We start from the raw sequence: 26,426 nt of genomic DNA, 5'->3' as shown, positions 1-26,426 counted from the left end.
TACAGAATAAAAATCGCATTCATCCTATTTCAAGTCAAACACACTAACAAAACGGAGAAAATCTATCATGCGTCAGATTGCATTTTACGGAAAAGGCGGTATCGGTAAGTCCACTACTTCTCAGAACACTCTAGCTGCAATGGCTAACCGTCACGGTCAGAGAATCATGATCGTAGGTTGTGACCCTAAAGCTGATTCTACTCGTTTAATCTTAAACGCTAAAGCTCAAACTACTGTACTTCACGTTGCTGCAGAGCGCGGTGCAGTTGAAGATGTAGAACTAGATGAAGTATTGAAAGATGGTTTCGCTGGAATCCGTTGCGTTGAGTCTGGTGGTCCTGAGCCTGGAGTAGGTTGTGCAGGTCGTGGTATCATCACTGCTATCAACTTCCTAGAAGAAGAAGGTGCTTATACCGATCTAGATTTCGTAAGTTATGACGTACTAGGTGACGTTGTTTGCGGTGGATTTGCAATGCCTATCCGTGAAAACAAAGCTCAAGAAATCTACATCGTATGTTCCGGTGAAATGATGGCGATGTATGCTGCTAACAACATCGCTCGTGGTGTTCTTAAGTATGCTCACGCTGGTGGTGTACGTTTAGGTGGTTTAATCTGCAACAGCCGTAAAGTTGACCGTGAAGTTGAGTTAATCGAGAACTTAGCAGCTCGTTTGAACACTCAAATGATTCACTTTGTACCTCGCGACAACGTTGTACAACGCGCTGAAATCCGTCGTATGACTGTTGAGCAGTATTCTCCAGAGGATAACCAAGCTCAAGAGTACAATACATTAGCTGAGAAGATCATCAACAACGAAAAACTAACTATTCCTACTCCTCTAGAAATGGATGAATTAGAAGAGTTGTTAATTGAGTTCGGTCTATTAGGAGACGAAGACGATCGTCAGAAGCAAATTGCAGCACAAGATGCAGCTTTAGCAGAAAAAGCTAAATAAGCTGAAAATCTTCTAGCACAAAAGTGGGGGTGTGCAGAGCGCACCCCATCCCAATACACAAGTAGTAGTGAGTCTTGTATTAATTAATTAATTTGTATGTAGGGGCAAGTTTTGCAGACATTAGAAAAGCACCTGCCACCGCTAATACAAAACTCAAACACTAAATCAAATATCCGAAAGGAGATATGTAACATGGCATCTGAAAAAGTCGAACAGAACAAACAGTTAATTCAAGAAGTCTTAGAAGCTTATCCTGAGAAAGCTGCTAAAAGACGGAAAAAGCACCTTAATGTTTTAGAAGAAGGATCTGACTGTGGCGTTAAGTCTAACGTAAAATCAGTTCCTGGTGTAATGACAACTCGTGGTTGTGCATTTGCTGGAGCAAAAGGGGTTGTTTGGGGTCCTGTTAAGGACATGGTTCACATCAGTCACGGTCCGGTTGGTTGTGGTTATTATTCCTGGGCAGGTCGTCGTAACTACTACAATGGTGTAACTGGTGTTGATACCTTTGGTACAATGCAATTCACTTCCGATTTCCAAGAAAGAGATATCGTTTTTGGTGGAGACAAGAAACTCGCCAAAATCATGAATGAAATCGAAGACTTATTCCCACTCAATGCTGGTATCACAATTGAATCTGAATGCCCAGTGGGTCTAATTGGTGATGACATCGAAGCAGTAGCTAGAAAAGCTGCTAAAGAAATCAATAAGCCAGTTGTTCCAGTACGTTGCGAAGGCTTCCGTGGTGTTTCTCAGTCATTAGGTCACCATATCGCTAACGACACAGTGCGTGACTGGGTTTACGAACCTTCTGCAAAGATAACTAACGAAGATATCGGTTTTGAAACCACTCCTTATGACGTATCCTTAATCGCTGATTACAACATCGGTGGAGACGGTTGGAGTTCTCGTCTATTATTAGATGAAATCGGCCTAAGAGTAGTTAGCCAAGCAACAGGTGACGGTACTTTTAACGAAGTATTCATGGCTCCTAGAGTGAATCTTAACCTCATTCACTGCTACCGCTCCATGAACTACATCTGCCGTTACATGGAAGAAGAGTATGGTATACCCTGGACTGAGTTCAACTTCTTCGGTCCTACTCAAATTGCTAAGTCTCTACGGAAGATTGCTTCTTATTTCGACGATACAATCAAAGAAAACACAGAAAAAGTAATTGCTCGGTACCAAGAACAAGCTGATGCAGTAATTGCTAAGTATCGTCCTCGTTTAGAAGGCAAGAAAGTAATGATGATGGTTGGTGGTTTACGTCCACGTCACGTTATTCCTGCTTTCGATGATTTAGGAATGGAAGTTATCGGTACTGGTTATGAGTTTGGTCACGGTGATGACTATAAGCGTACTGCTGAGTATGCTCAAGAAGGCACTCTAATCTACGATGACGTTAGTGGATATGAGTTCGAGGAATTCGCTAAGAAATTAAAGCCAGACTTAATTGCTTCTGGTATTAAAGAGAAGTATGTATTCCAGAAGATGGGTATGCCATTCCGTCAAATGCACTCCTGGGATTATTCTGGTCCTTATCACGGTTATGATGGATTCGCTATCTTCGCTCGTGACATGGATCTAGCTCTCAACAGCCCAACTTGGAACCTAATCAAGGCTCCTTGGAAGCAAGCTAGCTAACCGCTACGCGGAAGTCAAAAGTCAAAAGTTAAAAGTTAAAAGTATTAATTTAACCTTTTGGCTTTGAAGATAAATTTAGTTAGGTAATGGGGTGATGCCATCACTACGGCAACCCCAATATACAAACAAAAATTTGACTAGGAATTGGGAGTTAGAAGTTGTGGTTGAGATTCTTCTTCCTTCTTCCCTCTTCCTTCCAACCAAGAATTGTAAATCCCTAATATCCATAGAGGAAAAAACACCATGAGTCAGAATGTAGACAAAATCAAAGACCACTTTCAACTCTTCCAAGAACCAGAATACCAAGAAATGTTCGAGCGGAAGAGAGAGTTTGAAGGTGGTCCTTCCAAGGAAGAAGTAGAAAAAGTTCGTGAGTGGACAAAAACTTGGGAATATCGCGAAAAGAACTTTGCTCGCGAAGCTCTAACTATCAACCCTGCTAAAGCTTGTCAACCTTTAGGTGCTATCTTTGCAGCTGCAGGTTTTGAAGGAACTCTACCTTTTGTACATGGTTCTCAAGGTTGTGTTGCTTACTTCCGTTCTCACTTAACTCGTAACTACAAAGAACCATTCCAAGCTGTTTCCTCTTCTATGACTGAAGATGCTGCGGTATTCGGTGGTCTCAAGAACATGACTGATGGTTTGGCAAACTCTTATGCTTTGTACAAGCCAAAAATGATTGCTCTTTGTACTACTTGCATGGCAGAGGTAATTGGAGATGACTTAGGTTCATTCATCACTACCTCCAAGCAGCAAGGTTCAGTTCCTGAAGATTTCCCAGTTCCTTTTGCTCACACTCCTAGCTTTGTTGGTTCTCACATCACAGGCTATGATAATATGCTCAAGGGTATTTTGGTAGCTCTGACTGAAGGTAAGAAGACAGAAACTGATAATGGTAAAATCAACTTCATCCCTGGTTTCGACCCTTACATTGGCAACATCCGGGATTTGAAGAGCATTCTATCTTTGATGGATGTTCCTAACACCATTTTAGCAGACAACGCTGAGAGTTTTGATTCTCCTAACTTGGGTGAATTCAAGATGTACAATGGTGGTACAACTCTGGAAGAAGGTGCTGACTCCATCAATTCTAAGGCTACTATCTCTTTCCAGAAATATTCCACTCCTAAGACTCTAGAGTACCTAGAAGAAAAAGGCGGTCAAACTACAGCTACCTATCGTCCTATTGGTATCCGTGGTACTGATGAGTTCTTAATGGCGTTGTCTGAATTGACTGGTAAGGCTATTCCTGAAGAGCTAGAAATTGAGCGTGGTCGTGCAGTTGATGCTATCACTGACTCTCAAGCTTGGTTACACGGCAAGCGCATCGCTATCTACGGCGATCCTGACCATGTATTAGGCTTGTTGAACTTCACTCTAGAGTTGGGTATGCAGCCAGTTCACGTTGTTGTTACTAACGGTAACGTTAATGGCTTTGAAGAAGAAGCTAAAGCATTGTTAGCTAAGGATCCTAACGGTCAAGAAGCTACAGTTTGGATCGGTAAGGACTTATGGCACTTACGTTCACTGTTGGATACTGAGCCAGTTGACTTGTTAATTGGTAACTCCTATGGTAAGTTCCTCCAACGTGATACTGGTACTCCATTAGTACGTATCGGCTATCCTATCTTCGATCGCCACCACCAGCACCGTTATTCTATCTTAGGATATAAGGGCGCATTCAATCTACTCAACTGGATCGTTAATACTATTCTGGATGAGTTAGATCGTGGTAGCATGGAATTAGGTGTTAACGATACATCTTTTGACTTGATCCGTTAATTCATATTAACCATATAGTTTTTGTAGGGGCGAATGGCAGTTTGCCCCTACAATTCGTTTGACAGGTTTTCAGGGATAAGTTATGGTGGAACTGCTATCTATTCCCTATTCCTATATGGTTCAAACTTCTCCTATTTCCAAAACTATCTCTACTCTAGGTGACCTTGAGCAAAGGTTTAAGTTATCTCCTACAGATAATGACCTCTTTTTTCAGGAATGGCAACAAGATTTACCTGAACTAACTGCTGAAGAAAAGGGGAAACTAGACCAAATTCAAGGACGATTTTTACGTCATAGAAAACGAAGTCCTCTCACAGAAGGTGTGATTAATCAATTACTAATTGGACCTTTACTTGCTTTGGCAGGTTTATATGATGAACCTTTCTATCTCACCACTGAAGCTAGTGTTGAAGTAGAAGTAGAAGAGAAGGATGAAGTTTTACGGGGTCGAATTGATACTTTAGTTATTGCGCAACAACTTTGGGTTCTCCTGGTTGAATCTAAATCTACTATTAGTTTTTCAGTAGCTTTACCTCAACTAATGACTTATATGATGGCAAATCCCAATCCCGAACGTCCTGTCTATGGTATGATTGGTAGCGGGGATGAGTTTATGTTTGTTAAAATGTTGACGGCAGGTGTTCCACAATATGATTTGTCTAATGTTTTTTACCTGCTACTACCTCGCAGGAATCAGTTATATGATGTTTTAAGTATTCTCAAACAAATTGCCAAAATTATGAGTGCAAATATTGGGCAATGAGTGATGGAAATTTAAGAGCGATCGCCTCTAATTTTTATATAAACAAAATAAAAACAAAAATTTGTCAGTCTAAGATTGGTAGGTTGGGTTAAGCGCTAGCGCAACCCAACAACAAGCTCAACACTTACGAACATTATCTTTATATACTTACTATAAAAAATCATCAATCCCACATTCCGCACCACAAAATGTAGTATCGAATCAGGAGTCAGGAGTCAGGAGACAGGAGACAGAATTTTAGAAGAAAATCATAGCTTTCGCGATCAAGTACACGATCAAGCAAGTATTTATGCGTAAATTTTTTACTCGGAATTTGATCGACGAAAAAAGTAATTGAGATGATTTGCATAGTATAAATACCTACCAAGCTACGGATTTATATACTACTTTAAATGCTACAAATTGACGTGCGGAATGTGGGATCAATAATAAAAATTTGTTATTCTTAGGACTTACGCAGATACGCTATATATAGCGCTCAAAACTATTGTCAAACAGTTACTTCCCTCTATAAATAGTGCCTTTGCGTAAGTCCTGATTCTTAAGCAGCCATCTTGTAGGGTGCGTTAATGAAGTGTAACCCACCGCCATCCCAACAAATATTTCGGTGCGTTACGCTTTTCTGCGGAATGCTACGCAAACGCTAACACACCCTACCGGACTAATAATAAAAATTTGTCATTCTCGCTCTGTTGGGTTGAGGAACGAAACCCAACCTACAAAATGATAACTTCTATACAAAACTAATAATAAAAATTTGTAATCATAATATTAAATACTATATCCCCGCTCCAAAGTAGTACATAAAAATAGAGACTTAATAACATGGCTATGATGACCCCAGGCAAAGTTGCCGAACTGATGAATGAGCCAGGTTGCGAACACAACCACAAACACAAAAATGGAGATAAAAAACAAAAAGGCTGTCAACAACAAGCAACTCCTGGAGCAGCTCAAGGAGGTTGCGCTTTTGACGGAGCAAGTATCGCCCTGGTCCCTATTACAGATGCAGCTCATTTAGTTCATGGGCCTCTTGGTTGTTCTGGTAACTCCTGGGGAACTCGTGGTAGTCTTTCCTCTGAAGCTCATCTCTACAAAATGGGTTTCACCACTGACATGGGTGAAAATGATATTATCATGGGTGGTGAGAAAAAATTACTGAAGGCGATCGCCGAACTCAAAAAACGCTACCAACCTCCGGCGGTATTTGTCTATGCTACCTGCGTTACTTCTTTAATAGGAGATGACCTAGAAACGGTTTGTAAAGTCGCCACCAAAAAATTAGAACTTCCGGTCATTCCTGTGAACTCTCCTGGTTTCATTGGTAGTAAAAATTTAGGTAACCGGGTTAGTGCGGAAGCATTATTAGACCATGTAGTTGGTACTTCCGAACCAGAATTTACCACACCCTACGATATTAACCTCATCGGCGAATATAATATTGCGGGTGAAATGTGGGCAATGTTACCCCTGTTTGAAAAACTTGGCATTCGGGTATTGTCAAAAATCACCGGAGATGCTACCTACAAAGAAATTTGTTATGCCCACCGTGCTAAACTCAACGTGATGATCTGCTCCAAAGCTATGATCAACATGGCACGGAAAATGGAGGAACAATACGGTATTCCTTACATTGAAGAATCATTTTATGGTGTTGCTGATATTAATAACTGTCTCAGAAATATAGCAGCTCAACTTGGCTATGATGACTTGAAAGAGCGGACAGAAAAGCTTATTGCTGAAGAAACAACTATTCTCCAAGAAATATTAGAACCCTATCGCCAACGTCTCAAAGGTAAAAGAGTTGTACTATACACTGGTGGGGTAAAAAGTTGGTCTATTATTTCGGCAGCTAAAGATTTAGGTATGGATGTGGTTGCTACTAGCACCAAGAAAAGTACGGAAGAGGATAAAGCCAAAATCAAAAAGTTGCTTGGTAAAGATGGTATTTTGTTAGAAAAAGGTAATGCTGAAATTCTGCTGAAAGTAATTGCCGACACTAAAGCTGATATGCTCATCGCCGGAGGTCGTAACCAATATACCGCCCTGAAAGCGAGAATACCATTTTTACACATTAACCAAGAACGCCACCATCCCTACGCTGGATATCATGGGATGATTGAAATGGCAAAAGAATTAGATGAAGCCCTCCATAGTCCAGTTTGGGAACAAGTACGACAACCGGCACCTTGGTTAGAGGAATGTCAGTTAGAGGATGTCTCAGCAATTGAAACTTTACCAAGTCTCACTAATATTCCACCTGCAACAGTTAATGTTCATAAAAACCCTTTATCCACAAATCCTCTGAAACTCAGTCAACCCTTGGGTGCAGCTTTAGCATACTTAGGAATTAAGGGGATGATGCCAATGTTCCACGGTACTCAAGGTTGTACTGCTTTTGCTAAGGTATTATTGGTAAATCATTTCCAAGAAGCTATTCCGCTGTCTACTACTGCCATGAGTGAAGTGACAACTATTTTGGGAGGGGAAGATAACGTTGATAAAGCATTGCTGACTCAAGTTGAGAAGTCAAAACCAGAAGTTATTGGTTTGTTGACTACTGGTTTAACTGAAACCAGGGGCGATGATATGGAACGTATTCTCAAGAAATTTAGAGAAGATAATCCGGAGTTAGATGAGTTGCCCATATTAAATGTTTCTACTCCAGATTATAAGGGTTCTGCTCAGGACGGTTTTGCTGCTACAGTAGAACGTATAGTAGCTTATGATTATGGCGAACCTATTCCCAGGGAAACTAAAAAACCTTTCATTACAATTTTAGCAGGTTCTAGTCTTGCTCCTGGAGACGTGCAGGAAGTCAAAGATATTGTGGAAGGTTTTGGCTTAATTCCCATAGTTGTACCAGATATATCTCAGTCTTTGGACGGACATTTAGTTGATGATATTTATAGTGCTACCAGTACTGGCGGTACTACAATAGAGGAGTTGCGTAATTTGAGTCAGTCAGCTTTCACCTTTGTTATTGGGGAAAGTCTACGGAACGCTGCTCAGATACTGCAAGAAAAATTTGGTACTCAATATCAAGTGTTTCCTCGGTTGACAGGTTTAGGTGCTGTAGACAGTTTCATGTTAAAATTGTCTCAGCTAGTTGTGTCTCGTACCGATCCTCATCTTGACAGAGGTTGTGAAGTGCCTCAGAAGTATCAACGCCAACGTCGTCAGTTACAGGATGCGATGTTGGATACCCACTTCTATTTTGGTCATAAGCAAATATCTATTGCTCTGGAGCCAGATTTACTTTGGGCAACAAGTTGGTTTTTGCGAGAAATGGGAGCAGATATTAAAGCTGCCGTAACAACTACGCGATCGCCATTACTCGAAAAATTGCCCACAGAAAATGTGACCGTTGGAGACTTGGGAGACTTGGAAGAAGTAGCAGCAGGTTCAGATTTACTAATTACCAATTCTCATGGTAAGCTAATATCTGAGAAGTTAGGTATTGCTCTATATCGGATGGGAATGCCAATTCACGATCGCCTCGGTAATGGTCAACGTTGTTATGTAGGTTATCGTGGTACAATGAATTTATTATTTGATATTGGTAATATTTTCTTAGAGCAAGAAGAATCGAAAATTCATACCAATGATTATTCATTATTGTCAATAAGTTAAAAACAAGAAACAACAAGAAACCCGGTTTCTGAACTTGATGATTGGCATCACAAACTTTCATCAAAAAACCCGGTTTCTGCCTAAGTCAATTTTTCTGAAACAAGAAACCGAAGAAACCGGGTTTCTGAACCTGATGATTAGGCATTACGAACTTTCATCAAAAAACCCGGTTTCTGCCTAATAAGTCAACCCGGTTTCTTCACCGCTTCAAAACAAGCTTGTTATCAAGAACTAATGGCAGTTTGCTATTAGTTTTTGGTACATACAACAAGGAGGAAAAAAACAATGAAAGTTGCATTTGCAACCACTGATTTAGTTCATATAGATGGTCATTTTGGTTCTTCTAAACAAATGGCTTTATATGAAGTTGATGACAAAGGGTATGAAGCTCTAGAACCCTTGACTTTTGGCGGTAATCTAGAGCAAGATGCCCCCAAACAAGATAAACTAGAAAAACTTCATGCCAAAGTTGAAGCTTTGCTCGACTGCACAATAGTTTATGTACTAGAAATTGGTGGTCCAGCAGCAGGTCGTTTAATCAACAAAAAAGTGACCCCAATGAAATCAAAATCTCCAGAAGACAAAATTACCGATCTTCTGGACAGATTAGTAGAAACATTAAAAGGTAGCCCTCCCCCCTGGCTCAGAAAAGCTTTACAAAAAACTTCCGAATCTGACTTAGAAGCTGTACTTGAAGAGGTGTAAAATTATGACTGTTCAAACAGAAACAACAACAACAACAACCGACATTTATTCCGCTCCTTTTATTAAGGAATTAATTAGAGCAGTTCAAGCTCAAGATTCTTATGGAGTATATAAGTCTTGGTCTCCTGAATTAATTCTCAAGCCTTATATTGTTAGTAAGCAAGAAAAACGCCAGATTTCTACAGAAGAAGAAGTTAATCCGATGACTTTAGCTCGGATTAAATTATTCTACAATGCAATAGCTACTAGCATTGAATTAGAAACCAATCAAATTATGCAAGTAGTTATTAGTATCAACCATGAAGGATTTGGTTGGGCACTTGTATTTTGCGGTCGTCTTTTGGTAGTTTCTAGAACTTTACGGGATGCTCAACGTTTTGGGTTTACTTCTCTAGAAAAATTAGAAGATGAAGGAGAAAAAATGACTCAAGCAGGCATTGAATTGGTGAAAAAATATAAGGAAGTTTGTAAACTTTAAGCAGTAATTTTTTCAGAAAATTCAGAGGGGTTAAGTTAGATATTATAGCTTGTAAATATCTAACAACCTCTCTCCCCAAAACAAGGGTATTTTTTTTGCACAAAATGTTAAAAAAAATTTAAAGTAGACACAAAAAAAAGATTTGTGTCTATAATAAAAAATAGAAATAGCTACTACTCAATTAATTTAGGGTTCATCAAATGAAGACATTAACAGACTTCCAAAAACTCGTAGATGCAGAAGACTTCCTCAGCTTTTTTGACATTCCCTACGACCAAACAGCAGTCAACGTAAATCGCCTCCATATATTAAAAATGTTTTCTGTAGCAATTGCAGAAGTTGACGAAAAAACAGGACTGACAGAAACTGAAAAATTGACAGAATATAAAACAGCATTAGAGTCAGCTTATCAAACTTTCTTAACATCTAGCGCTCAAGAACAAAAAGTATTTCCAGTCTTTCAACAAGAACATAAGGATGTAGTTAAATTAACAGAAATTACTGCTGAGTAAGGAGCAGAATAGTGTTCGACCTCACACCCAAAGAATTAGAACGTTATAGTCGCCAAATGATGCTTCCAGGTTTTGGTGAGGAAGCACAACAACGACTCAAGTCAACTACAGCAGTGGTAAATGGAGTTGGTGGGTTGGGTGGCACAGTAGCACTGTATTTAGCAGTAGCAGGTGTCGGGAAGCTGATTTTAGTTCGAGGTGGAGAACTACGCCTTGATGACATGAATCGTCAAATATTGATGACAGATGATTGGGTGGGTAAGCTGCGAGTAGACAAAGCTAAGGAAACCCTAGCTGCCATTAATCCAGATGTTGAAATCGAAGCTGTACCTGAATATGTCACTGCTGAAAATGCAGACACATTAGTACAGTCAGCAGATATTGCCCTCGACTGTGCCCACAACTTTGACGAACGGAATTTACTTAATGCTGCCTGTGTACGTTGGCGCAAACCAATGGTGGAAGCTGCTATGAATAGCATGGAAGCTTATTTAACTACCATAGTTCCTGGTAAAACTCCTTGTTTGTCTTGTCTATTCCCAGAAAAACCAGAATGGGACCGACGTGGGTTTGGAGTCTTGGGTGTAGTTTCTGGAACACTAGCTTGTCTAGCAGCTTCAGAAGCAATCAAACAGATTACAGGATTTAGTAAACCCCTGTGGTCACAACTGCTGACAATGGATTTGGATGCCATGGAATTCTCTAAACTTCGCCCTTACCATGACCCAGACTGTCCAGTTTGTGGTTCCCTCAGCAAAGAGTTAAAAGCTGACTCACAGGAAGAGGTAAAAGTTTAACCACAGAAGTTATCACTGCGAACAGTTTATAGTTAAATATTTGGTTTAGCCTATAAATAGGAAATTACGAGGAAAGGTGATATTTACCGATATGCTTTCGCGCTGAAACTGAAACTGAAATTTCAAAACTCAGGGTGCAATTTTTCTACTAACTTAGTCTCAGACAGTGATAAAAGGCGCGATCGCCCCGTTCCTATAATTTCCTAAGTGCCAATTGCTTAAACCAGACAACAGGCGGATGTCGTCGCCTATCTGGGTAATTATGTCATCGGTAAGTCTAAATTATTTTTCTTCAAAATTATGACTATAAGTTTAACAGAAAAAGCCGCTTCTCAACTTACCAAATTCCTGAAAGACTCAAATCAAGGCATCCGCATATCTGTTGTGGATGGTGGTTGTAGTGGTTATGAGTATTCCTTAAATATTGCCAATGCTCCCAAAGCAGATGACTTGCTACTACACAAAGATAACTTGCAGATTTTTATTGATCCAAAAAGTGCGCCTTTACTAGAAGGAGTTGTAGTTGACTACATTGAGGGTTTGACTGAAAGCGGTTTAAAGTTTATTAATCCCAACGCCACAGAAACTTGTAGTTGCGGAAAGTCTTTCCAAGCAGGAGGTTGTACCCCAACAGGAGTACCTTGTAGTTAACTAGCTATCAGCTATCAGTTATCACCTATCAGCCTAAAAATTTGTGACAGGACTTACGCACGGACACTAAATCGAGTGAGGCGTTAGCGGAGTTTTGCGGAGCGCAAATACCATTTGCTTCGCATAACTATCGTTAACGCCCCTACATATGACGTTTTCAAGGTGAATTTGCGTAAGTCCTGTGTGAATAGAATTAGGTATCTGTTTGCGCAGCATTCCGCACTGAAAGGCTTGGATTTAAATCCCCGACTTCTAGTGCAGGATGGCGGAAATAACTGGCCCGTTAAAAAATCCTATAAAGCCTTACCAATCAATACTTTTGACTTTTGACTTTTGACTTCCGCGTAGCGGCACTAGCTTTTGTTGAATTTTAGGAGGGGTTGCTCATCCCCTTTTAGTTCCGGAATGCTCCGCAAACGCGCAAAGCTGACCACCGATCGCTGAACTGCTCAACGCTTTTTAACAAAGTCTTTTGAGACGTAAAGAACAACTAAAAAAAGGAGGATCTCAATCAATGGCTACTTATAAAGTACAGCTAATCAAAGGCAAGAAAAAACAACCCCCAGAAATCGATATCACTATCGAAGTTGATGAGGATACATATATCCTTGATGCGGCAGAAGAACTGGAACCTGACATAGAATTTCCTTCTTCTTGTCGCGCCGGGTCTTGCTCTAGTTGTGCTGCCAGAATAGTAGAAGGAGAAGTCGATCAAGAAGATCAAAACTTCTTAGATGACGAGCAGGTAGAAAAAGGTTGGGTATTATTGTGTGTCGCCAAACCTAAGTCTGATTGCGTTATCAAAACTCACCAAGAAGCTTATTTGGTGTAATACCACTGTTCATTAATGGATAATTGATCATGGATAATTGATAATTACCTCTGGTTAAAACCATTACGGAATTGAATATAAGGAAATATTATTTCTTCTCTTGGTCGATTGGATATGGTTAGGAAACCCATCCATCCCACCCTACGGGAAGCTCCGAAGATCGACCGCTTTTTTCCCCTTAAAAGGGGAGGCTTTAAACCAGAATTATTTAATTATTAATTATTAATTATTCGGTAAATTATCTGATATTTTGCCCTCCTGTAGTTTTTATTTAAGATTATAGGAGGGTAATTTATATGGAGTCGGGAGTCGGGAATAAAAATTATTTTTCCTGCCTATAATTTTATTTACAGGACTTATGTAAGCATTCAGCTATTAGCAGTCAGCTCTCAGCAATAAGACTCTGCTTTTAAGGACATAGTTTAAATGAATATAGACTTTAATGACTTTTGTAGTAAGATTAATTCTAGCTCAGTTAATACAGCTTTAAAGCCACATCAAAAGCAATAGCTGTTAACGCAGTTCCTCCGATAGGAGGCTAGCTGATAGCTGACGGCTGAATGCTTACGGACTTACACAAAAGACGAAATTATACACTGTTACAGCGGTGTAGGGGTTAACGGCCGTTAACCCCCTACCATAAGAGCGCTAATTTTTATATCTATATCCAAATTTTAATTTATTTACTCCGACAAAATTAACAAAAACCTCTACAATATTAACAATTTTGATAAAAATTAAAAATTGGAGTAATAGGTATGAAAAAAAATCGAATTCTGGTCTTAATTTGTATGGCTATACTTTCCTGTTTATTAACAATTAGTTGTAGCCAAACTAGGGATAATTCATCTTCTGAGCTTAATGCTTCAACAATAAATTTAACAGTTTCAGCAGCAACTAGCCTCAAAGATGCAATGGAAGAGATAGAGCTTATTTATGAACAAAAAAATACCAATACTTCTTTAACTTTAAACCTATCTTCTTCCGGCTCTCTACGACAACAAATTGAACAAGGAGCACCAGTAGATTTATTTATCTCCGCATCTCCTTCCCATATTAATATTTTGCAAGAAAAAGGTCTAATAATAGATGAAAGTCGTCGCGACCTCCTGAAAAATCAAATAGTGTTAATAGTTCCTACAGAAAATACCGCTGCAGTTAACACATTTCAAGACTTAACAAAAGACACTATTAAAAACATATCCATTGGCGAACCAGAAACCTCTCCCGCAGGAAAATATGCCCAAGAAGTCCTAACTTCTTTGGGTATTTATGAAGCACTTGAAAAGAAAATAGTTTTTGCTAAAAATGTGCGCCAAGTTCTCAATTATGTAGCAACAGGAAATGTTGATGCTGGCATTGTTTATCGTACAGATACTAACGCTTCAGATGCAGTAAAAATTGTTGCTAATGCACCTGATGATTCTCATACACCAGTAGTTTATCCTATTGCAGTAATTAAAGATAGTAAAAATATTGAAGCGGCTAAACAGCTAGAAGAATTTATGTTTACTCCAGAAGCAAAAGCTGTGTTTGAAAAATATGGTTTTATTACACTAGAAAAGAGGGAGTAATATCAAATCCGGTTGAATACTTATCATATATTTGGGGGTGGGGAGTGTGGGAAGTGTGGGGAGAAGGGGAGGTGGAGAGATTGAAGGCGAGAAAGTGTGGATAGAATTATAAACATATACTGTATAACGGGATTCTATATAACGAGTAGGAAACTGGGGAAATAATTGATGATTTCTGTGCGATAATTGATTCTTTCCCCTACTCCCTCTTTTCTGGAGATGTCTATTGATTGTGAGGTTATTTAACCGGATTTGATATAACAATTTATGCGATCACTTCTACTACTTTTCAATATAAGTAACCCTCAACTGTGGTTGCGCTGATGGTTCAGGATTTTCCGAACTAGCAAACCCTTTTACTGTCCTTGAAACAGTTTGATTTCCTAACAGTAACCAACCAAAATTATCATCAGACTGACATCAAGTTTATATAAAATTAGATAGAGGATTTAACTAGGATACTTCAGAGAGAAAATAATCAATATTTAACAATAAGAGTTTGACAATATAGCAGTTCTTTAATCTATCAGGTACAGTTTTATATCCCCTCTGCCCCCTTTTCCAAGGGGGGAGTTTTCCAATTGATTATCAAGCTGAAAGCTACGATTCGCGAGCAGGATTATCCCCAGAAATTTGTGGTGCCATTGCTGAAAAAATACTGGCGATCGCCCAAGTACAACCCAATGATTTAATAGTAGAAATTGGTGTAGGAACAGGTATAATTGGAGAGTGGTTAATTTAGTCATCCTGTCAATATTTGGGGCTTGATATTTCCGAACAAATGCTTGACATATTCCGCCAAAAGTTGGATAATAAACAACAAAATTGGAAGTTAAAACAAGCAGATGCTAATCAGGTTTTACCAGTGCCTGATAGTAGTACGAAAGTTATTTTTAGTTCCCGAACAATTCATTTACTTGAACTAGAACATATTGTCAATGAAAGCTTTCGTATTGCTGACAGACAAGGGGCAGTTTTTCTCATTGGCAGAATTCAAAGACAGCCGGATAGCGCTAGAGAAACAATGCGAAAAAAAATGCGTAATCTTCTCCATGAATATGGGCGATCGCAACGTCAAAAATAACAAAAACATAGCCAACTTAGCGACCTATTTATAGACAGAAATTCAACAAAAATTGATCCTATTAAAGTTAGCAGTTGGCAAGTAAATAATACCCCGAAACAATCTATTGATAGCTGGCAGCAAAAATCAGGATTAGCTGGAATTAATCCGCCAATAGCCGTTAAAGAATCTGTTCTCACAGAATTAGAAATTTGGGCAAAAACCAAATTTAATAGCTTAGAAACCTCTATTGAATCAGAAGAAGCTTACATCCTTGAAGGCTTTTTTATTCCTCCTAAACAATAAATCAAACACTAAAAAATTAAATCTCAATTACCCCTATTTATTCGTAGTGTTCCTGGAGTGATTTTTACCCCGCCGAGGAGCTATGGCTCGGTAGGAATCCCTGTGCCTTTAGGCCGGGGAGGATGTCAAAGGAGTTCCTCCATATTCATTATGGGAACATCCTCCTGCTATTGGACGCATTCCTCCTCATGGTAGCAACTCTGGTGCATTTTTGTTGGCAGAATGCTTTGGGTGTCAAAGTGTAACTTTGGTTAAAGATGTAAATGGACTTTACGATCGAGATCCTAATATCAATAAAGATGCAAACTTTATCTCAGAAATTTCCACAGAGGAAGTGAGAAAAGGTGATTTTGCTAGCTTACCATTTGAACGCATTTTGTTAGATTTACTTGATTATTCCCGACAAATAAGCCAGGTCCAGATTGTTAATGGTCTTGACCCCGATAATATTATTGCGGCAGTAAATGGTGAACAGGTAGGAACTATTGTTCATCGCTAAAAAAAATCAGGACTTACGCACCCAAACAAGAAACCGGGTTTATGAAAATAATATGGGTCGCACAACCCCGCTATCAGTTATCAGTACCTCTAGCTGTTTGCGCAGCATTCCGTAGGAAAGCATTTGGATTGAAATCTGAAATATTCTCTTTTGTTATCCCCTTAAAAGGGGAGGCTTTACAGCGGTTTTCATTTGGGTAGACAACAGTAGGGGCAAATGGCCATTCGCCCTTACAGGGTTTTGGTTGTGGCGATGTGGTTTATCAATCTCAAAAGCGCTGTATACCAATTTCATAAAATGAAGTAATAAGGTTTTTCCTTTAACGAGGTACACAACAATAAGTCGTTTAAATACACAGCTTAACAAATTTCGCTAATTATATCATAATTTTGAGCGTTGGTAATAAATAAATTTTTATCTAGGAACTTTGGCAGGAAAGTTCCTATTTTTTTCCCTAAAGAAATCAAATATTTCTCTATCTTGTAGTCAACAAAACAGTTTATGCCAGGAAAAAAGATAGAAAATATAAAAATATAAAGTAATTATGGATAGCCACTGAGACATCTCTAGAAAAGATTCTGAAACCTGTATATTGCCCTAATAAAATTGGCATTTTTGGAGAGGTCTATTAAAGTTCTGAAACAGAATAACCTCAATTTCAGATTTGCCTACCCTAGTTCCCAACCATTATTTTATTAACCTACCACTAAATAATTAACCTACAACCTTCTTCAACATCAATAATGAACTTAGACCTATCTCCTGCTTGGATTTCCCTAAAAACTGCAGCAGTCACTACAACAATCACCTTTTTTCTCGGCATAGCAGCAGCACGTTGGATGCTCGGATATCGTGGTAAAGGCAAAGGTATAATTGACGCCATCTTCACATCTCCTCTAGTATTGCCCCCAACCGTAACAGGTTTTTTATTACTATTATTATTTGGTAGAAACGGTCCCCTCGGTCAGCTACTCTCATCAATGGGGATAACATTGATTTTCACTTGGTCTGCCACCGTAATTGCAGCTACTGTGGTCTCATTCCCCCTGATGTACAAAACATCAATGGCAGCTTTTACTCAAATTGATACCAGTCTCCTTGCTTGTGCTAGAACTTTAGGTGCTTCTGAATGGACTGTATTTTGGCGAATTTTGTTACCCTTGGCAAAACCAGGAATTATTGCCGGGACATTATTAGCTTTTGCCCGATCGCTTGGTGAGTTTGGCGCTACCTTAATGTTGGCAGGTAGTATTCCTGGGAAAACAGAAACTATTCCGATAGCTATTTTCTTTGCTTCCGAAAGTGGGAATATGAATGAAGCGTTTGCTTGGGTATTAGTAATTTTAGCCATATCTTTAGGAGTAATAACTGGTGTCAACTATTGGTCAGAATCTAAAATCAAAAAACGTAGGGCAAAAAAAACAGAAAAGCAAATTATAGATGTGCGTTCTGTACCTGTAGTCAAAACACAACCTTTGAGACTAAACTCCCACACAAATTCACAAAATCTATTAGTAGATATCCAGAAAAAATTGCCTGGGTTTCTGTTGGATGTTTGTTTCAATGCTAATAACAAACCATTGGGGTTATTAGGAGGGTCTGGTGCTGGTAAAAGCATGATTTTACGTTGCGTTGCTGGTTTGGAAACTCCCACAAGAGGACGAATTGTTTTAAATGGACGAGTATTATTTGATTCGCAACAGAAAATTAATTTGCCTAGTCGCGATCGCCACGTTGGTTATCTATTTCAAAATTATGCTCTCTTCCCCCACATGACTGTCGCACAAAATATTGCTTTTGGTTTGCCCAAAGGTTTATCATCCACAGAAATTAAACAACAAGTGGAAGCTTATCTATTGGCAGTGCAGTTACCAGGATATGGCAAACGATATCCAGATGAACTTTCGGGAGGTCAGCAACAACGGGTAGCTTTAGCACGAGCATTAGCAAGTCAACCCGATGCTTTGTTGTTAGATGAAGCTTTTTCCGCATTAGATACCCACCTGCGCCATCAGATTGAAACATTGGTTATTGCTACCCTAGAAAATTATCAAGGAGTGACTTTATTAGTGACTCACAACCTAGAGGAAGCTTACCGAATTTGCCAAAATTTGTTAGTAGTCGATGATGGAATTACTCTTGCTCACGGTGTCAAACATGACATTTTTGAATATTCTACCAGTGTAAGAGTTGCTCAGTTAACTGGTTGTAAGAACTTTTCTCAAGCAGTAATAATTGACAACCGAAAAATAGAAGCTATTGAGTGGGGATGCAGTCTTGATATAATTGAACCTATTCCAGAATCTTTTTCTCATGTTGGCATTCGCGCTCACCAGATTACTTTTAGTGAGGAGTCAAACAAACCTAATACTTTTCCTTGTTGGTTAGCAGCTATTAGTGAAACTCAACATCGAGTCACTTTGTACTTAAAATTATATCAACCTGCAAAAAATGCCTTTGACTACCATTTACAAGCAGAAGTATTTAAGGAAAAATGGCATCAAATTAAAAATCGTTCTTTTCCTTGGCAGGTTTGTCTTCAACCCTCGCGTTTATTGTTACTAGAAGGAACTTCTATAGCAGAAGGAAGAAGGAAGCAAGAAGAAGGAAGAAGGTGGAAGGAAGAAGGAAGAAGGTGGAAGGTGAATTATTGATATTTTAAGGAAGAAGGAAGAATGAGGAAGGTGAATTATTGATATAATGCTTCCATTTCCCCTACTCCCTCACTCTCCTACTCCCTTTTGCCCTCTGCCTTCTTCAAGATGATGACAACGTTCGAGATAACTACAGACAACCCGATCGCCCTCACCAAATCTCACGCATTCTTGAAATAAATCTGCTGCTTGTGGAAATAACTCTTGATGAAATAACAATACTGCCCTTTCAAATTGCTCTTTCGTAGCAATTTTCATATCCCTTAATTCTGGCGGGTCGGCAGAAAAGACTTCAAATAAACCAACAGCTTTAGCTTTGCCTTTGGCGTTGCACAATAATGATAAAATCCGAAAGTAGATATTTTTGGATAATTCTTTCCTCAATATATGTACAGTTTAAAATCTATTATCATTCTTTAATGTGCAATCCCTTGCCTTTAGCTTTCATATCAAATCCGCTCGGGTTCGGTATAAAAAAAATTTTCATCTTCATCCAAGAGCAAATGTTTCGCGCATTCTCTTCCCTCCTGACTCCTGAGGACTGACTCGGTCCTCCTAGATTAACTATCTAATTACACCGATGCTACCGGATTTGATATCACTTGTTCGATAAATCGCAAGTCGTATTCCAAGGGATTATTCAAAGGTGCCAAAGTTTGATGGGTAATTAAAAAGGAAACTCCATAAGTTTTGGTCAACCCTTCCACTCGGGATGAGAGATTCACTGCATCCCCGATCACAGTTCCGTCCATGCGTCCAAATCCGCCTACAGTTCCTAAAATTAACGTACCCGTATGCAAACCAATACCAATATGAACTGCTTTTAGATTCCTTTGTTGTCGCTCTGAATTGTATGTTTTCAACTGTTCCAGCATAGCAATCGCCCCTTGAACCGCATCGTCGGCAGAATTGGGAAACAGAGCCATAATAGCATCACCAATATATTTATCAATAAATCCGCCATATTTTTGAATTTGGGGTTCCATATAACTAAGATACTGGTTAATAAAAGCGAAGTTTTCCTCTGGAGTCATCTGTTCGGAGATGGTAGTAAAATCGCGAATATCCGAGAATAATATCATGTCCGGATAATTAGTTATCAAAAAAACTTTCTCCTTCAACTCCAGTTCTTCTTTCTTCTTTCTTCTTTCTTCCCTCCTGAGGACTGACTCCTGACTCCTCCGTAGTTATTTATTTATCACTATTCAACCGGACATGATATAAGACCGTTATCTCTCGTTCCAAGCGATCGCCCAATTTCAAATTCACAATGCTCTTTTTCTCTAAAAAGCTGAGAAACTGTTCCGGAATAAAACTCTGACAAGCATCATACAATCTGGCATTTTCCATTTAGAAAATTAGTATTTTTATAGTCTCAAATCAAGAAATATTTTGAGCTTTGCTAAATATTCTTTTGACTACACTCAAAAAGATTATTTTTTTGTAGCTAATTTTACAAAAATTAATAAATAAATCTCTAATAACTAGGGACGCTTTAAAAGATTTTTTGTTCCCAGTAAATCTAACTCAAATAGGGAGGGTATAACAAAAAAAAGCTTTAAATAATCCTCTCCGAGGTTGTAAACAAGCCTTTAAAGAAATTTAAGTATCCAGAATAACTGCATTAAATATTTATACTTATATTAAATGTTTTTAATAATCAGCAATAAATTTTTACCTAAAGATTGAGAAATTAGTAATCAATTTAACTAAACTCTAAGGTAGAAAAATTATATCCTCTTAATATTAATATAAGCATTTCATATGTTTAAGCTGAAAAATTAATTCACCAAAATTAAGTCGCTAGATCGGAACTAGCTTCACATTTACAGGTTGCGAGCCAAAAAAGCTACAAATAATTCTCAACCTGAAAGTGGAGTTAGAAATATTAGCAGTGCATCAAAATCCAACCAGGAGTAACAAAAACCAATGGAAACTAATCAAGTGCTAAATCAATCTGATTATGAAAATTACCAGGTCAATCAGATGGTAGCATCCTTCATTGAAAAAAATCACGATTTACAAAACTTAACTAGCCACAATCAGGAAATAGCAGAACGTCGCTTACTAGAAGCAATACTGCGGAAAACCCTCAAAGAACTATCTGATATTAAATTTGCTATAGATCAAGCAGCGATCGTTGCCATTACAGACCAAAGAGGTATTATTCAATATGTGAATGATAAAGTTTATGAAATATCTCAATATTCTAGAGAAGAATTAATCGGAAAAAGTCATCGTTTGCTTAACTCTAAATATCATCCCCCAAAGTTTTTTAAAGATTTGTGGTCTACTATTAGCTCTGGTCGTGTGTGGAGAGGGGAAATTAAAAATAAGGCTAAAGATGGTAGTTCTTATTGGGTTAATACAACTATCGTTCCTTTTTTAAACGACCTCGGACAACCTTATCAATACTTAGCCATTAGATTTGATATCACCGAACGCAAGAGAGTAGAAGAAGCACTACAAGAAAGTCAAAAATGCAACCATAGTCTTCTCCATGCTATTCCCGACTTAATGTTACGCCTTGACTCAAAAGGAGTTTTTCTCGACTTCTACCCATCAAAAGATGATGAAAATGCCCCCAAAGCATCAGAAGTACTAGGGAAAACTATAGAAGAAATATTTCCCCAAGATTTAGCTATTTGGGCTCGACACTATTTAAAGCTTACTCTCAGCACTGATAAAGTGCAAGCAGCAGAATATTCTACTATTATTAATTATAACCTCTATCATTATGAAGCTCGTTATGTCAAAAGTGGTAAAGATGAAGTCCTAGCAATTATTCGCGACATCACAGAACGAAAACAAGGGGAAATTGCACTACGAGAATCAGAAAAACGCGAACGAGAAAGAGCATTGCAATTAGAAAAAGCTTTAAAAGAATTGCAAAAGACTCAAGCTCAATTAGTACAAGCAGAAAAAATGTCTGGTCTAGGTCAAATGGTTGCTGGTATTGCCCATGAAATTAATAATCCAATTAGCTTTATATACGGCAATATTATTCATACAAATAACTACATTAGAGATCTACTACATTTATTAAATTTGTATCGACAAAACTATCAAGATCCGATTCCAGAAATTCAAGATTTTGCTGAAGAGTGTGAAGCAGATTTCTTGATTGAAGATTTGCCTAAAATGGTCGAATCAATGAATATAGGAGCTAATCGAATTAGAGAGTTAGTTTTATCTTTACGAAATTTCTCTCGCTTAGATGAATCGGAGATGAAAAAAGTAGATATTCACTCTGGTATAGATAGCACTTTATTAATTTTACAACATCGTCTCAAAGCTACAGAAAAAAGACCAGAAATAACATTACTCAAAGACTATGGAAATTTACCCAATATTGAGTGTTATGCTAGTCAGTTGAATCAAGTATTTATGAATATTATTGCTAATGCCATAGATGCTCTTGAAGAACAAAAAGAACCGGGAATTATTACCATAAAAACAGAAATATCTCAAAAGCCAGAAACAGGAGTAAATCAAGATTTTGTGAAAATTTCCCTTTCTGATAATGGGCGTGGTATTAGCGAATCTGTTCAAAATCGCATTTTTGACCCGTTTTTTACAACCAAATCAGTGGGCAAGGGTACAGGTCTAGGACTATCAATTTCTCACCAAATTGTTGTCGAAAAACATCGGGGAAAACTGAGATGTATATCTAATCAAAATGAAGGTACATTATTTGAAATATTAATTCCAGTTAAGGCTGGAAATTGAAGAAGGTAATATGTGGAAAAAGCTGCTCCCAAACCTAATACCAAATCTAAACAATTTAGCTAGGGGTAGAAGTATTGACATACTCTCCGACCTGTTAGCGCAGCTCCTCTGAAAGAGGCAGACACGGAGATTCTCCTGAAACCAGGATTCTTGGTTTACGCTCCGCAAGGCTGCACCAACATTGAGTCCACTTAAACTTAAAACCTTGCAATATTTAATCCACAGATGGTTCTCTCCCCAAGGGTTTACTCTATTGCCTCTTTTCGTTCGGAATGCTCCGCAAACAGATGAGCTTTCCTATGGGAATGCTGCGCAAATGCTATCAAAAGCCTGTTTCCCCATGCCCTACGGTACAGTTGAAAACCGAAAAACTTGAAGGGTAAATATGTTTGTTTGAGAGTCTAATTATCGCAGTCGCCATTACTGTTAGGAAATATAAAAAGCTTAAAACTCAGACAACTTAGAAAAATCTGCTTCCTAACACTCAAAACGTAACGGAAGAGTAGCTACGAACATCAAACTATTTGAAGTTTTAAACAATAGAGTATTCAACTTCAATATCCTACTATTTAGTTTTCATAAAATAATTTATAACTGTGTTAAAGCACACTAATTATATTCATAATTTCTATTACCAGTATCTGACGAAACTTAAGTAATATCAATAGTCCATTTTATTTGCTGGTATTGTCTCAATTCAACCAAAAATATCGTCAAAACTTATATAGAGACCTTGACGGTTTATAGGTATATCTCTCTAGGGATAATTGCAAATATTTTCTAATAAATAAACACACAAAAAAAGTCATAATCAAATATTACAAAAAACCTGAAAAAAGTATAAAAAAATACTTTTTTGCTAGAGGAAATAGCTATTATATAAAAAGATGGAACAAAGCAAACAAAACAAAACATTCAGTCTATTAATTAAGGAGAAGAACCAATGGCAACATTAACAGCTTTAACTAAAGGTGGTACAGCTTGGACTCCTCAGTATGTCGAATCTATTGACATGAATAAATGCCTAGGTTGTGGTCGTTGCTTTAAAGTTTGTCATAGAAATGTTCTAGAACTTAGACCCATCAACGAGCATGGAGAATTTGTGGATGATGATGATGATGATGATGATGAAGTATTACGGAAAGTAATGACTATTACTAATGCAGATGACTGTATCGGATGTGAAGCTTGCGCTAACATTTGTGGTAAGAAATGCTTCACTCATGCTCCTGCAGCTGTATGAGTTCGGAAGAATGTCAACTCAGAAATATTAATATAGAAGTTTGTGGAGTATCAGCTTTAGGTGTATTAGTAAAATTATTCACCTAAAGTCTGAACTCCCTGACTTTTTTTGTGCAACTATGTCATCATGAAAATTTGGTAAGTGCGAAACCACTGCTTGATTGTCAAACAACCGTCTTCGCAACTTCCCCCCAAATAAAGCTTTGAGCCTAAACATACTGGTTTTCCTACGGAATGCTACGCAAACTGATAGAGAGCGTCGATGGTATCCACTTTCATGCTTCCATCTGTTGCGTCCTATTTGGCGAATTCGTCTGAGATTATTATCCCTGGGAAGAGGTTGGGTTTTACAGTTGCCATGCTGTTTAATTATATCATGTCCAGTAGCATCGGTATTGTAAGCGTGAAGGTAAGAAAGAAGGAAGAAGTGAAGAGGGAAGAAGGCTTAAAAGCTTGAAAAAAACGTAAATTCCCTGTAGATATTCACCCTTGGTTTTACACAAACGATACCAGCGGACATGATATTACAGCATTTTTGCGTGGTGGAATAGTCGTTTTTATCTCTCGTTTGTGGGCTGTCTCTAAGCATTTATATTTATCATGGGCCTCAGCCCCATCACTTGAAACTTGCTCTATCTCACCTTCTAGGACTTCTAATAGGTCAGAAAATACTTGGTCGTCACTCACATCATTGGTTGTGACAACGGCTGTGACAATCTTTCCGGTGGCCTCATTGACATCTAGATGAAGCTTACGCCATGTCCGACCTTTACCTACATCATGAACTCTAGTTTTAGGGTTGCACATTATGGAATGATATTACCAAAAATTAGTTTAGACTTTAACTAAAAAAAACCATTAATTAGTCATTCTAGCAATTATCAAATCCAAAATCCTGTTCATCAAAAATATAAAATCATTCGTCACTATGCAATGCCCTAGTTTTCCATTCTCCCTCCCCATATACTTTGACTCCTGTAGAGTCTACTACTAGGTGCATGGCTTTTGTTGCTGGCACTACTGGTATCTCTATGCTCAGTCTCAGAAGGCGACGAGATCAAGTGCTATGATCTGGTACTGGTAAATCCACTGCCATAAGGGCAAATATTGATGCCAAAAATCCTTCAGTTTGCCGTCCCCCTAACCTAAATAAACATTGTAGTGTAGCCATTAACAAGGGTAGCTATATCACTATAGGTACCTGTTTTCTTTGGGTTGAGCCACTGCTCCATCACCTCTGGAGAGAGCCAAAACGTTAAACTTCCTCTCTGTTATCACGGGGTGACAAGCAGCTCAAAACTATTGTTTGATAAAAGTTTTAAGGATTAAATAACTGTCTAAAATATTGATTTTTCCTTTTAAAATAATGATAATTCTTTTTAAAGAAGGGGTAGGTATGCTCCGCATACCTACCCCTTCTCCCTCACAGGGAAAACGCATCTAATTTTTGTAACAAATGACCAAAAAGATAATTTCAGAATAGACTATGTGTTCGAGAGGCAATCACCATCAAAAAATACCAAAACTTTCAACAATCAAAACTCACCAAAAAATTCAATAATTAATACTTAAAAAAAACTAATTAAAATTGAATATTAGATATTTATAAAATATTATTATTCTAGTAAGAATAATAATATTTAACAATGAAACTCCAGCCAAATAAAGAGTATTTATGAGTATTTTAGTGAACTAGAATACCCAAGAGTAGATAGAACCAAACATCATAAATTAATTGATATTATTACAATTACTATTTGTGCTGTAATTTGTGGTGCAGATACGTGGATAGATATAGAATCTTATGGTGAATCTAAATGTAAATGACTAAAAAGTTTTTTAGAACTGCCTAATGGAATTCCATCTCACGATACATTTGCCAGAGTTTTTGCACCTTTAGACCCGTAACAATTACAACAATGTTTTTGATCATGGATTCAGTCAGTAAATCAAATAACTAGAATGTTGCGATATAACTGCCGCACTTGCTCCGCCAACGCGACAATGACCTTAGTTGGAGTTAACTAGATTTCAACTTTGTAGTTTTTGGGCTTACCTGTTTGAATCATACGCTTGGGCATGGCACATTGCACAAATAACTCCACTGCCTGAGCATCAAATTTTCGTCTTTTGGAGTAGGGTAAAACCTAGTTCTAAAACTTGCTCTAGGTGTGGAACTGTTAAAGAATCTCTGTCTTGATCAGAGCGCGTAATCAAATTGCAAACACTACAATTTTAGCTGCGATGAGACTTGTTTGCAGCGTTAAATTTAGCTATGGCGGGCAGTGAGAGCTACGCTCCGCGTTCCGCGTTTCGCGCTAGCGTTGCGCAGCAAACGTCCGTGACAGCCTGTGGACTGGTGAGTGCCGACACTGCCAGAGTGAAGCAGGAACAGAACAGATCAATCATAGATTTCTATAGATTATCCTAGGTTTCTAAGAACGGTTGAGTATCTACACATCTAAAGATGCGAGAGTTATTTAGTAATTCTAATTATCAGAGAATAAACTGTTAATTATTTGACAGGAAAAGATTTTACAAAAAAGTAATATATTTTTATTAGCAGTAACCATATATCTGGTAAGACAAACTTATATTTTTATG

20 protein-coding genes and 3 pseudogenes are annotated in these 26,426 nt (G+C 38.1%); 18 read left to right on the top strand and 5 right to left on the bottom strand.

Going from position 1 to position 26,426, the window contains the following annotated elements:
• The first annotated feature begins 67 nt into the window (after window positions 1-67).
• The 15 genes from nifH to modB all read left to right on the top strand — a co-directional run bounded on the left by nifH (window position 68) and on the right by modB (window position 18,851).
• Window positions 68-955 carry a nitrogenase iron protein gene (gene nifH, locus F6K18_RS07270; protein WP_124143224.1) on the top strand — a complete coding sequence of 296 codons (888 nt, stop codon included), beginning with the start codon at window positions 68-70 and terminating at the stop codon, window positions 953-955.
• A gap of 192 nt (window positions 956-1,147) precedes the next feature.
• A complete protein-coding gene (nifD, locus tag F6K18_RS07265; RefSeq protein WP_287519777.1) occupies window positions 1,148-2,602 on the top strand; it encodes a nitrogenase molybdenum-iron protein alpha chain in 1,455 nt (484 codons plus the stop codon).
• A gap of 243 nt (window positions 2,603-2,845) precedes the next feature.
• Window positions 2,846-4,384, top strand: a complete 1,539-nt coding sequence (nifK, locus tag F6K18_RS07260; RefSeq protein WP_287519775.1) for a nitrogenase molybdenum-iron protein subunit beta — start codon at window positions 2,846-2,848, stop codon at window positions 4,382-4,384.
• A gap of 82 nt (window positions 4,385-4,466) precedes the next feature.
• Entirely contained in the window at window positions 4,467-5,147 is a 681-nt protein-coding gene (locus tag F6K18_RS07255) for a type I restriction endonuclease subunit R (RefSeq protein ID WP_287519774.1), read from the top strand.
• 825 nt (window positions 5,148-5,972) lie between these two features.
• Entirely contained in the window at window positions 5,973-8,780 is a 2,808-nt protein-coding gene (locus F6K18_RS07250; protein ID WP_287519773.1) for a bifunctional nitrogenase iron-molybdenum cofactor biosynthesis protein NifEN, read from the top strand.
• Between the two features lie 285 nt (window positions 8,781-9,065).
• Complete coding sequence (gene nifX / locus F6K18_RS07245) at window positions 9,066-9,485, top strand: nitrogen fixation protein NifX (RefSeq protein WP_287519772.1); 420 nt, start codon at window positions 9,066-9,068, stop codon at window positions 9,483-9,485.
• A 4-nt stretch (window positions 9,486-9,489) separates the two neighbouring features.
• Window positions 9,490-9,963: a NifX-associated nitrogen fixation protein gene (locus F6K18_RS07240; protein WP_287519770.1), complete on the top strand. Its 474-nt coding sequence runs from the start codon at window positions 9,490-9,492 to the stop codon at window positions 9,961-9,963.
• 200 nt (window positions 9,964-10,163) lie between these two features.
• Window positions 10,164-10,475 carry a nitrogenase-stabilizing/protective protein NifW gene (nifW, locus tag F6K18_RS07235; RefSeq protein ID WP_124146406.1) on the top strand — a complete coding sequence of 104 codons (312 nt, stop codon included), beginning with the start codon at window positions 10,164-10,166 and terminating at the stop codon, window positions 10,473-10,475.
• A gap of 11 nt (window positions 10,476-10,486) precedes the next feature.
• Window positions 10,487-11,272 (top strand): HesA/MoeB/ThiF family protein, encoded by a 786-nt coding sequence (locus F6K18_RS07230; protein WP_287519769.1) that lies wholly within the window; start codon window positions 10,487-10,489, stop codon window positions 11,270-11,272.
• A 300-nt stretch (window positions 11,273-11,572) separates the two neighbouring features.
• Complete coding sequence (locus F6K18_RS07225; RefSeq protein WP_287519768.1) at window positions 11,573-11,923, top strand: iron-sulfur cluster assembly accessory protein; 351 nt, start codon at window positions 11,573-11,575, stop codon at window positions 11,921-11,923.
• Window positions 11,924-12,437: 514 nt separating this feature from the next.
• Window positions 12,438-12,755 (top strand): 2Fe-2S iron-sulfur cluster-binding protein, encoded by a 318-nt coding sequence (locus F6K18_RS07220; protein WP_124146403.1) that lies wholly within the window; start codon window positions 12,438-12,440, stop codon window positions 12,753-12,755.
• Window positions 12,756-13,513: 758 nt separating this feature from the next.
• On the top strand, window positions 13,514-14,329 hold the full coding sequence (gene modA / locus F6K18_RS07215; RefSeq protein ID WP_287519766.1) for a molybdate ABC transporter substrate-binding protein: 816 nt from the start codon (window positions 13,514-13,516) through the stop codon (window positions 14,327-14,329).
• A gap of 757 nt (window positions 14,330-15,086) precedes the next feature.
• Window positions 15,087-15,413: a class I SAM-dependent methyltransferase gene (locus tag F6K18_RS07210; RefSeq protein WP_287519765.1), complete on the top strand. Its 327-nt coding sequence runs from the start codon at window positions 15,087-15,089 to the stop codon at window positions 15,411-15,413.
• 454 nt (window positions 15,414-15,867) lie between these two features.
• The gene (locus F6K18_RS07205) at window positions 15,868-16,197 is read left to right on the top strand and encodes a hypothetical protein (RefSeq protein ID WP_353735026.1); all 330 of its coding nucleotides are present in this window, start codon (window positions 15,868-15,870) and stop codon (window positions 16,195-16,197) included.
• A 743-nt stretch (window positions 16,198-16,940) separates the two neighbouring features.
• The gene (modB, locus tag F6K18_RS07200) at window positions 16,941-18,851 is read left to right on the top strand and encodes a molybdate ABC transporter permease subunit (RefSeq protein ID WP_287519763.1); all 1,911 of its coding nucleotides are present in this window, start codon (window positions 16,941-16,943) and stop codon (window positions 18,849-18,851) included.
• Between the two features lie 69 nt (window positions 18,852-18,920).
• Here the strand turns inward: modB and F6K18_RS07195 are convergent, their stop codons facing one another.
• From F6K18_RS07195 to F6K18_RS07185, 3 genes and pseudogenes are all read right to left on the bottom strand, one after another.
• Window positions 18,921-19,235 (bottom strand): hypothetical protein, encoded by a 315-nt coding sequence (locus F6K18_RS07195; RefSeq protein WP_287519762.1) that lies wholly within the window; start codon window positions 19,233-19,235, stop codon window positions 18,921-18,923.
• 215 nt (window positions 19,236-19,450) lie between these two features.
• Window positions 19,451-19,930, bottom strand: a pseudogene (locus F6K18_RS07190) (adenylate/guanylate cyclase domain-containing protein); the annotation flags it as partial.
• A gap of 112 nt (window positions 19,931-20,042) precedes the next feature.
• The gene (locus F6K18_RS07185; protein WP_287519761.1) at window positions 20,043-20,201 is read right to left on the bottom strand and encodes a hypothetical protein; all 159 of its coding nucleotides are present in this window, start codon (window positions 20,199-20,201) and stop codon (window positions 20,043-20,045) included.
• A 579-nt stretch (window positions 20,202-20,780) separates the two neighbouring features.
• Between F6K18_RS07185 and F6K18_RS07180 the strand changes: the two genes are divergently transcribed.
• Both F6K18_RS07180 and fdxB read left to right on the top strand, forming a co-directional pair.
• A complete protein-coding gene (locus tag F6K18_RS07180) occupies window positions 20,781-22,580 on the top strand; it encodes a PAS domain S-box protein (RefSeq protein WP_287519759.1) in 1,800 nt (599 codons plus the stop codon).
• A gap of 943 nt (window positions 22,581-23,523) precedes the next feature.
• The gene (gene fdxB / locus F6K18_RS07175; RefSeq protein ID WP_124146397.1) at window positions 23,524-23,823 is read left to right on the top strand and encodes a ferredoxin III, nif-specific; all 300 of its coding nucleotides are present in this window, start codon (window positions 23,524-23,526) and stop codon (window positions 23,821-23,823) included.
• Between the two features lie 494 nt (window positions 23,824-24,317).
• On the opposite strand, the gene F6K18_RS07165 is transcribed toward fdxB, so the two are convergent.
• Window positions 24,318-24,629 carry a transposase gene (locus F6K18_RS07165; RefSeq protein WP_375341297.1) on the bottom strand — a complete coding sequence of 104 codons (312 nt, stop codon included), beginning with the start codon at window positions 24,627-24,629 and terminating at the stop codon, window positions 24,318-24,320.
• Window positions 24,630-24,738: 109 nt separating this feature from the next.
• Window positions 24,739-24,993: pseudogene (locus F6K18_RS07160) on the bottom strand (transposase).
• 475 nt (window positions 24,994-25,468) lie between these two features.
• On the opposite strand from F6K18_RS07160, the pseudogene F6K18_RS07155 reads away from it, so the two are divergent.
• Window positions 25,469-25,727 (top strand): annotated as a pseudogene (locus F6K18_RS07155) (transposase family protein); the annotation flags it as partial.
• Window positions 25,728-26,426 lie beyond the last annotated feature (699 nt).

The sequence above is a fragment of the Okeania sp. SIO2C2 genome, assembly GCF_010692625.1.
GTDB lineage: Bacteria > Cyanobacteriota > Cyanobacteriia > Cyanobacteriales > Microcoleaceae > Okeania > Okeania hirsuta.
The sequence above is the reverse complement of the archived record's forward strand: the minus strand, read 5'-3'. Positions and strand labels throughout refer to the sequence as shown.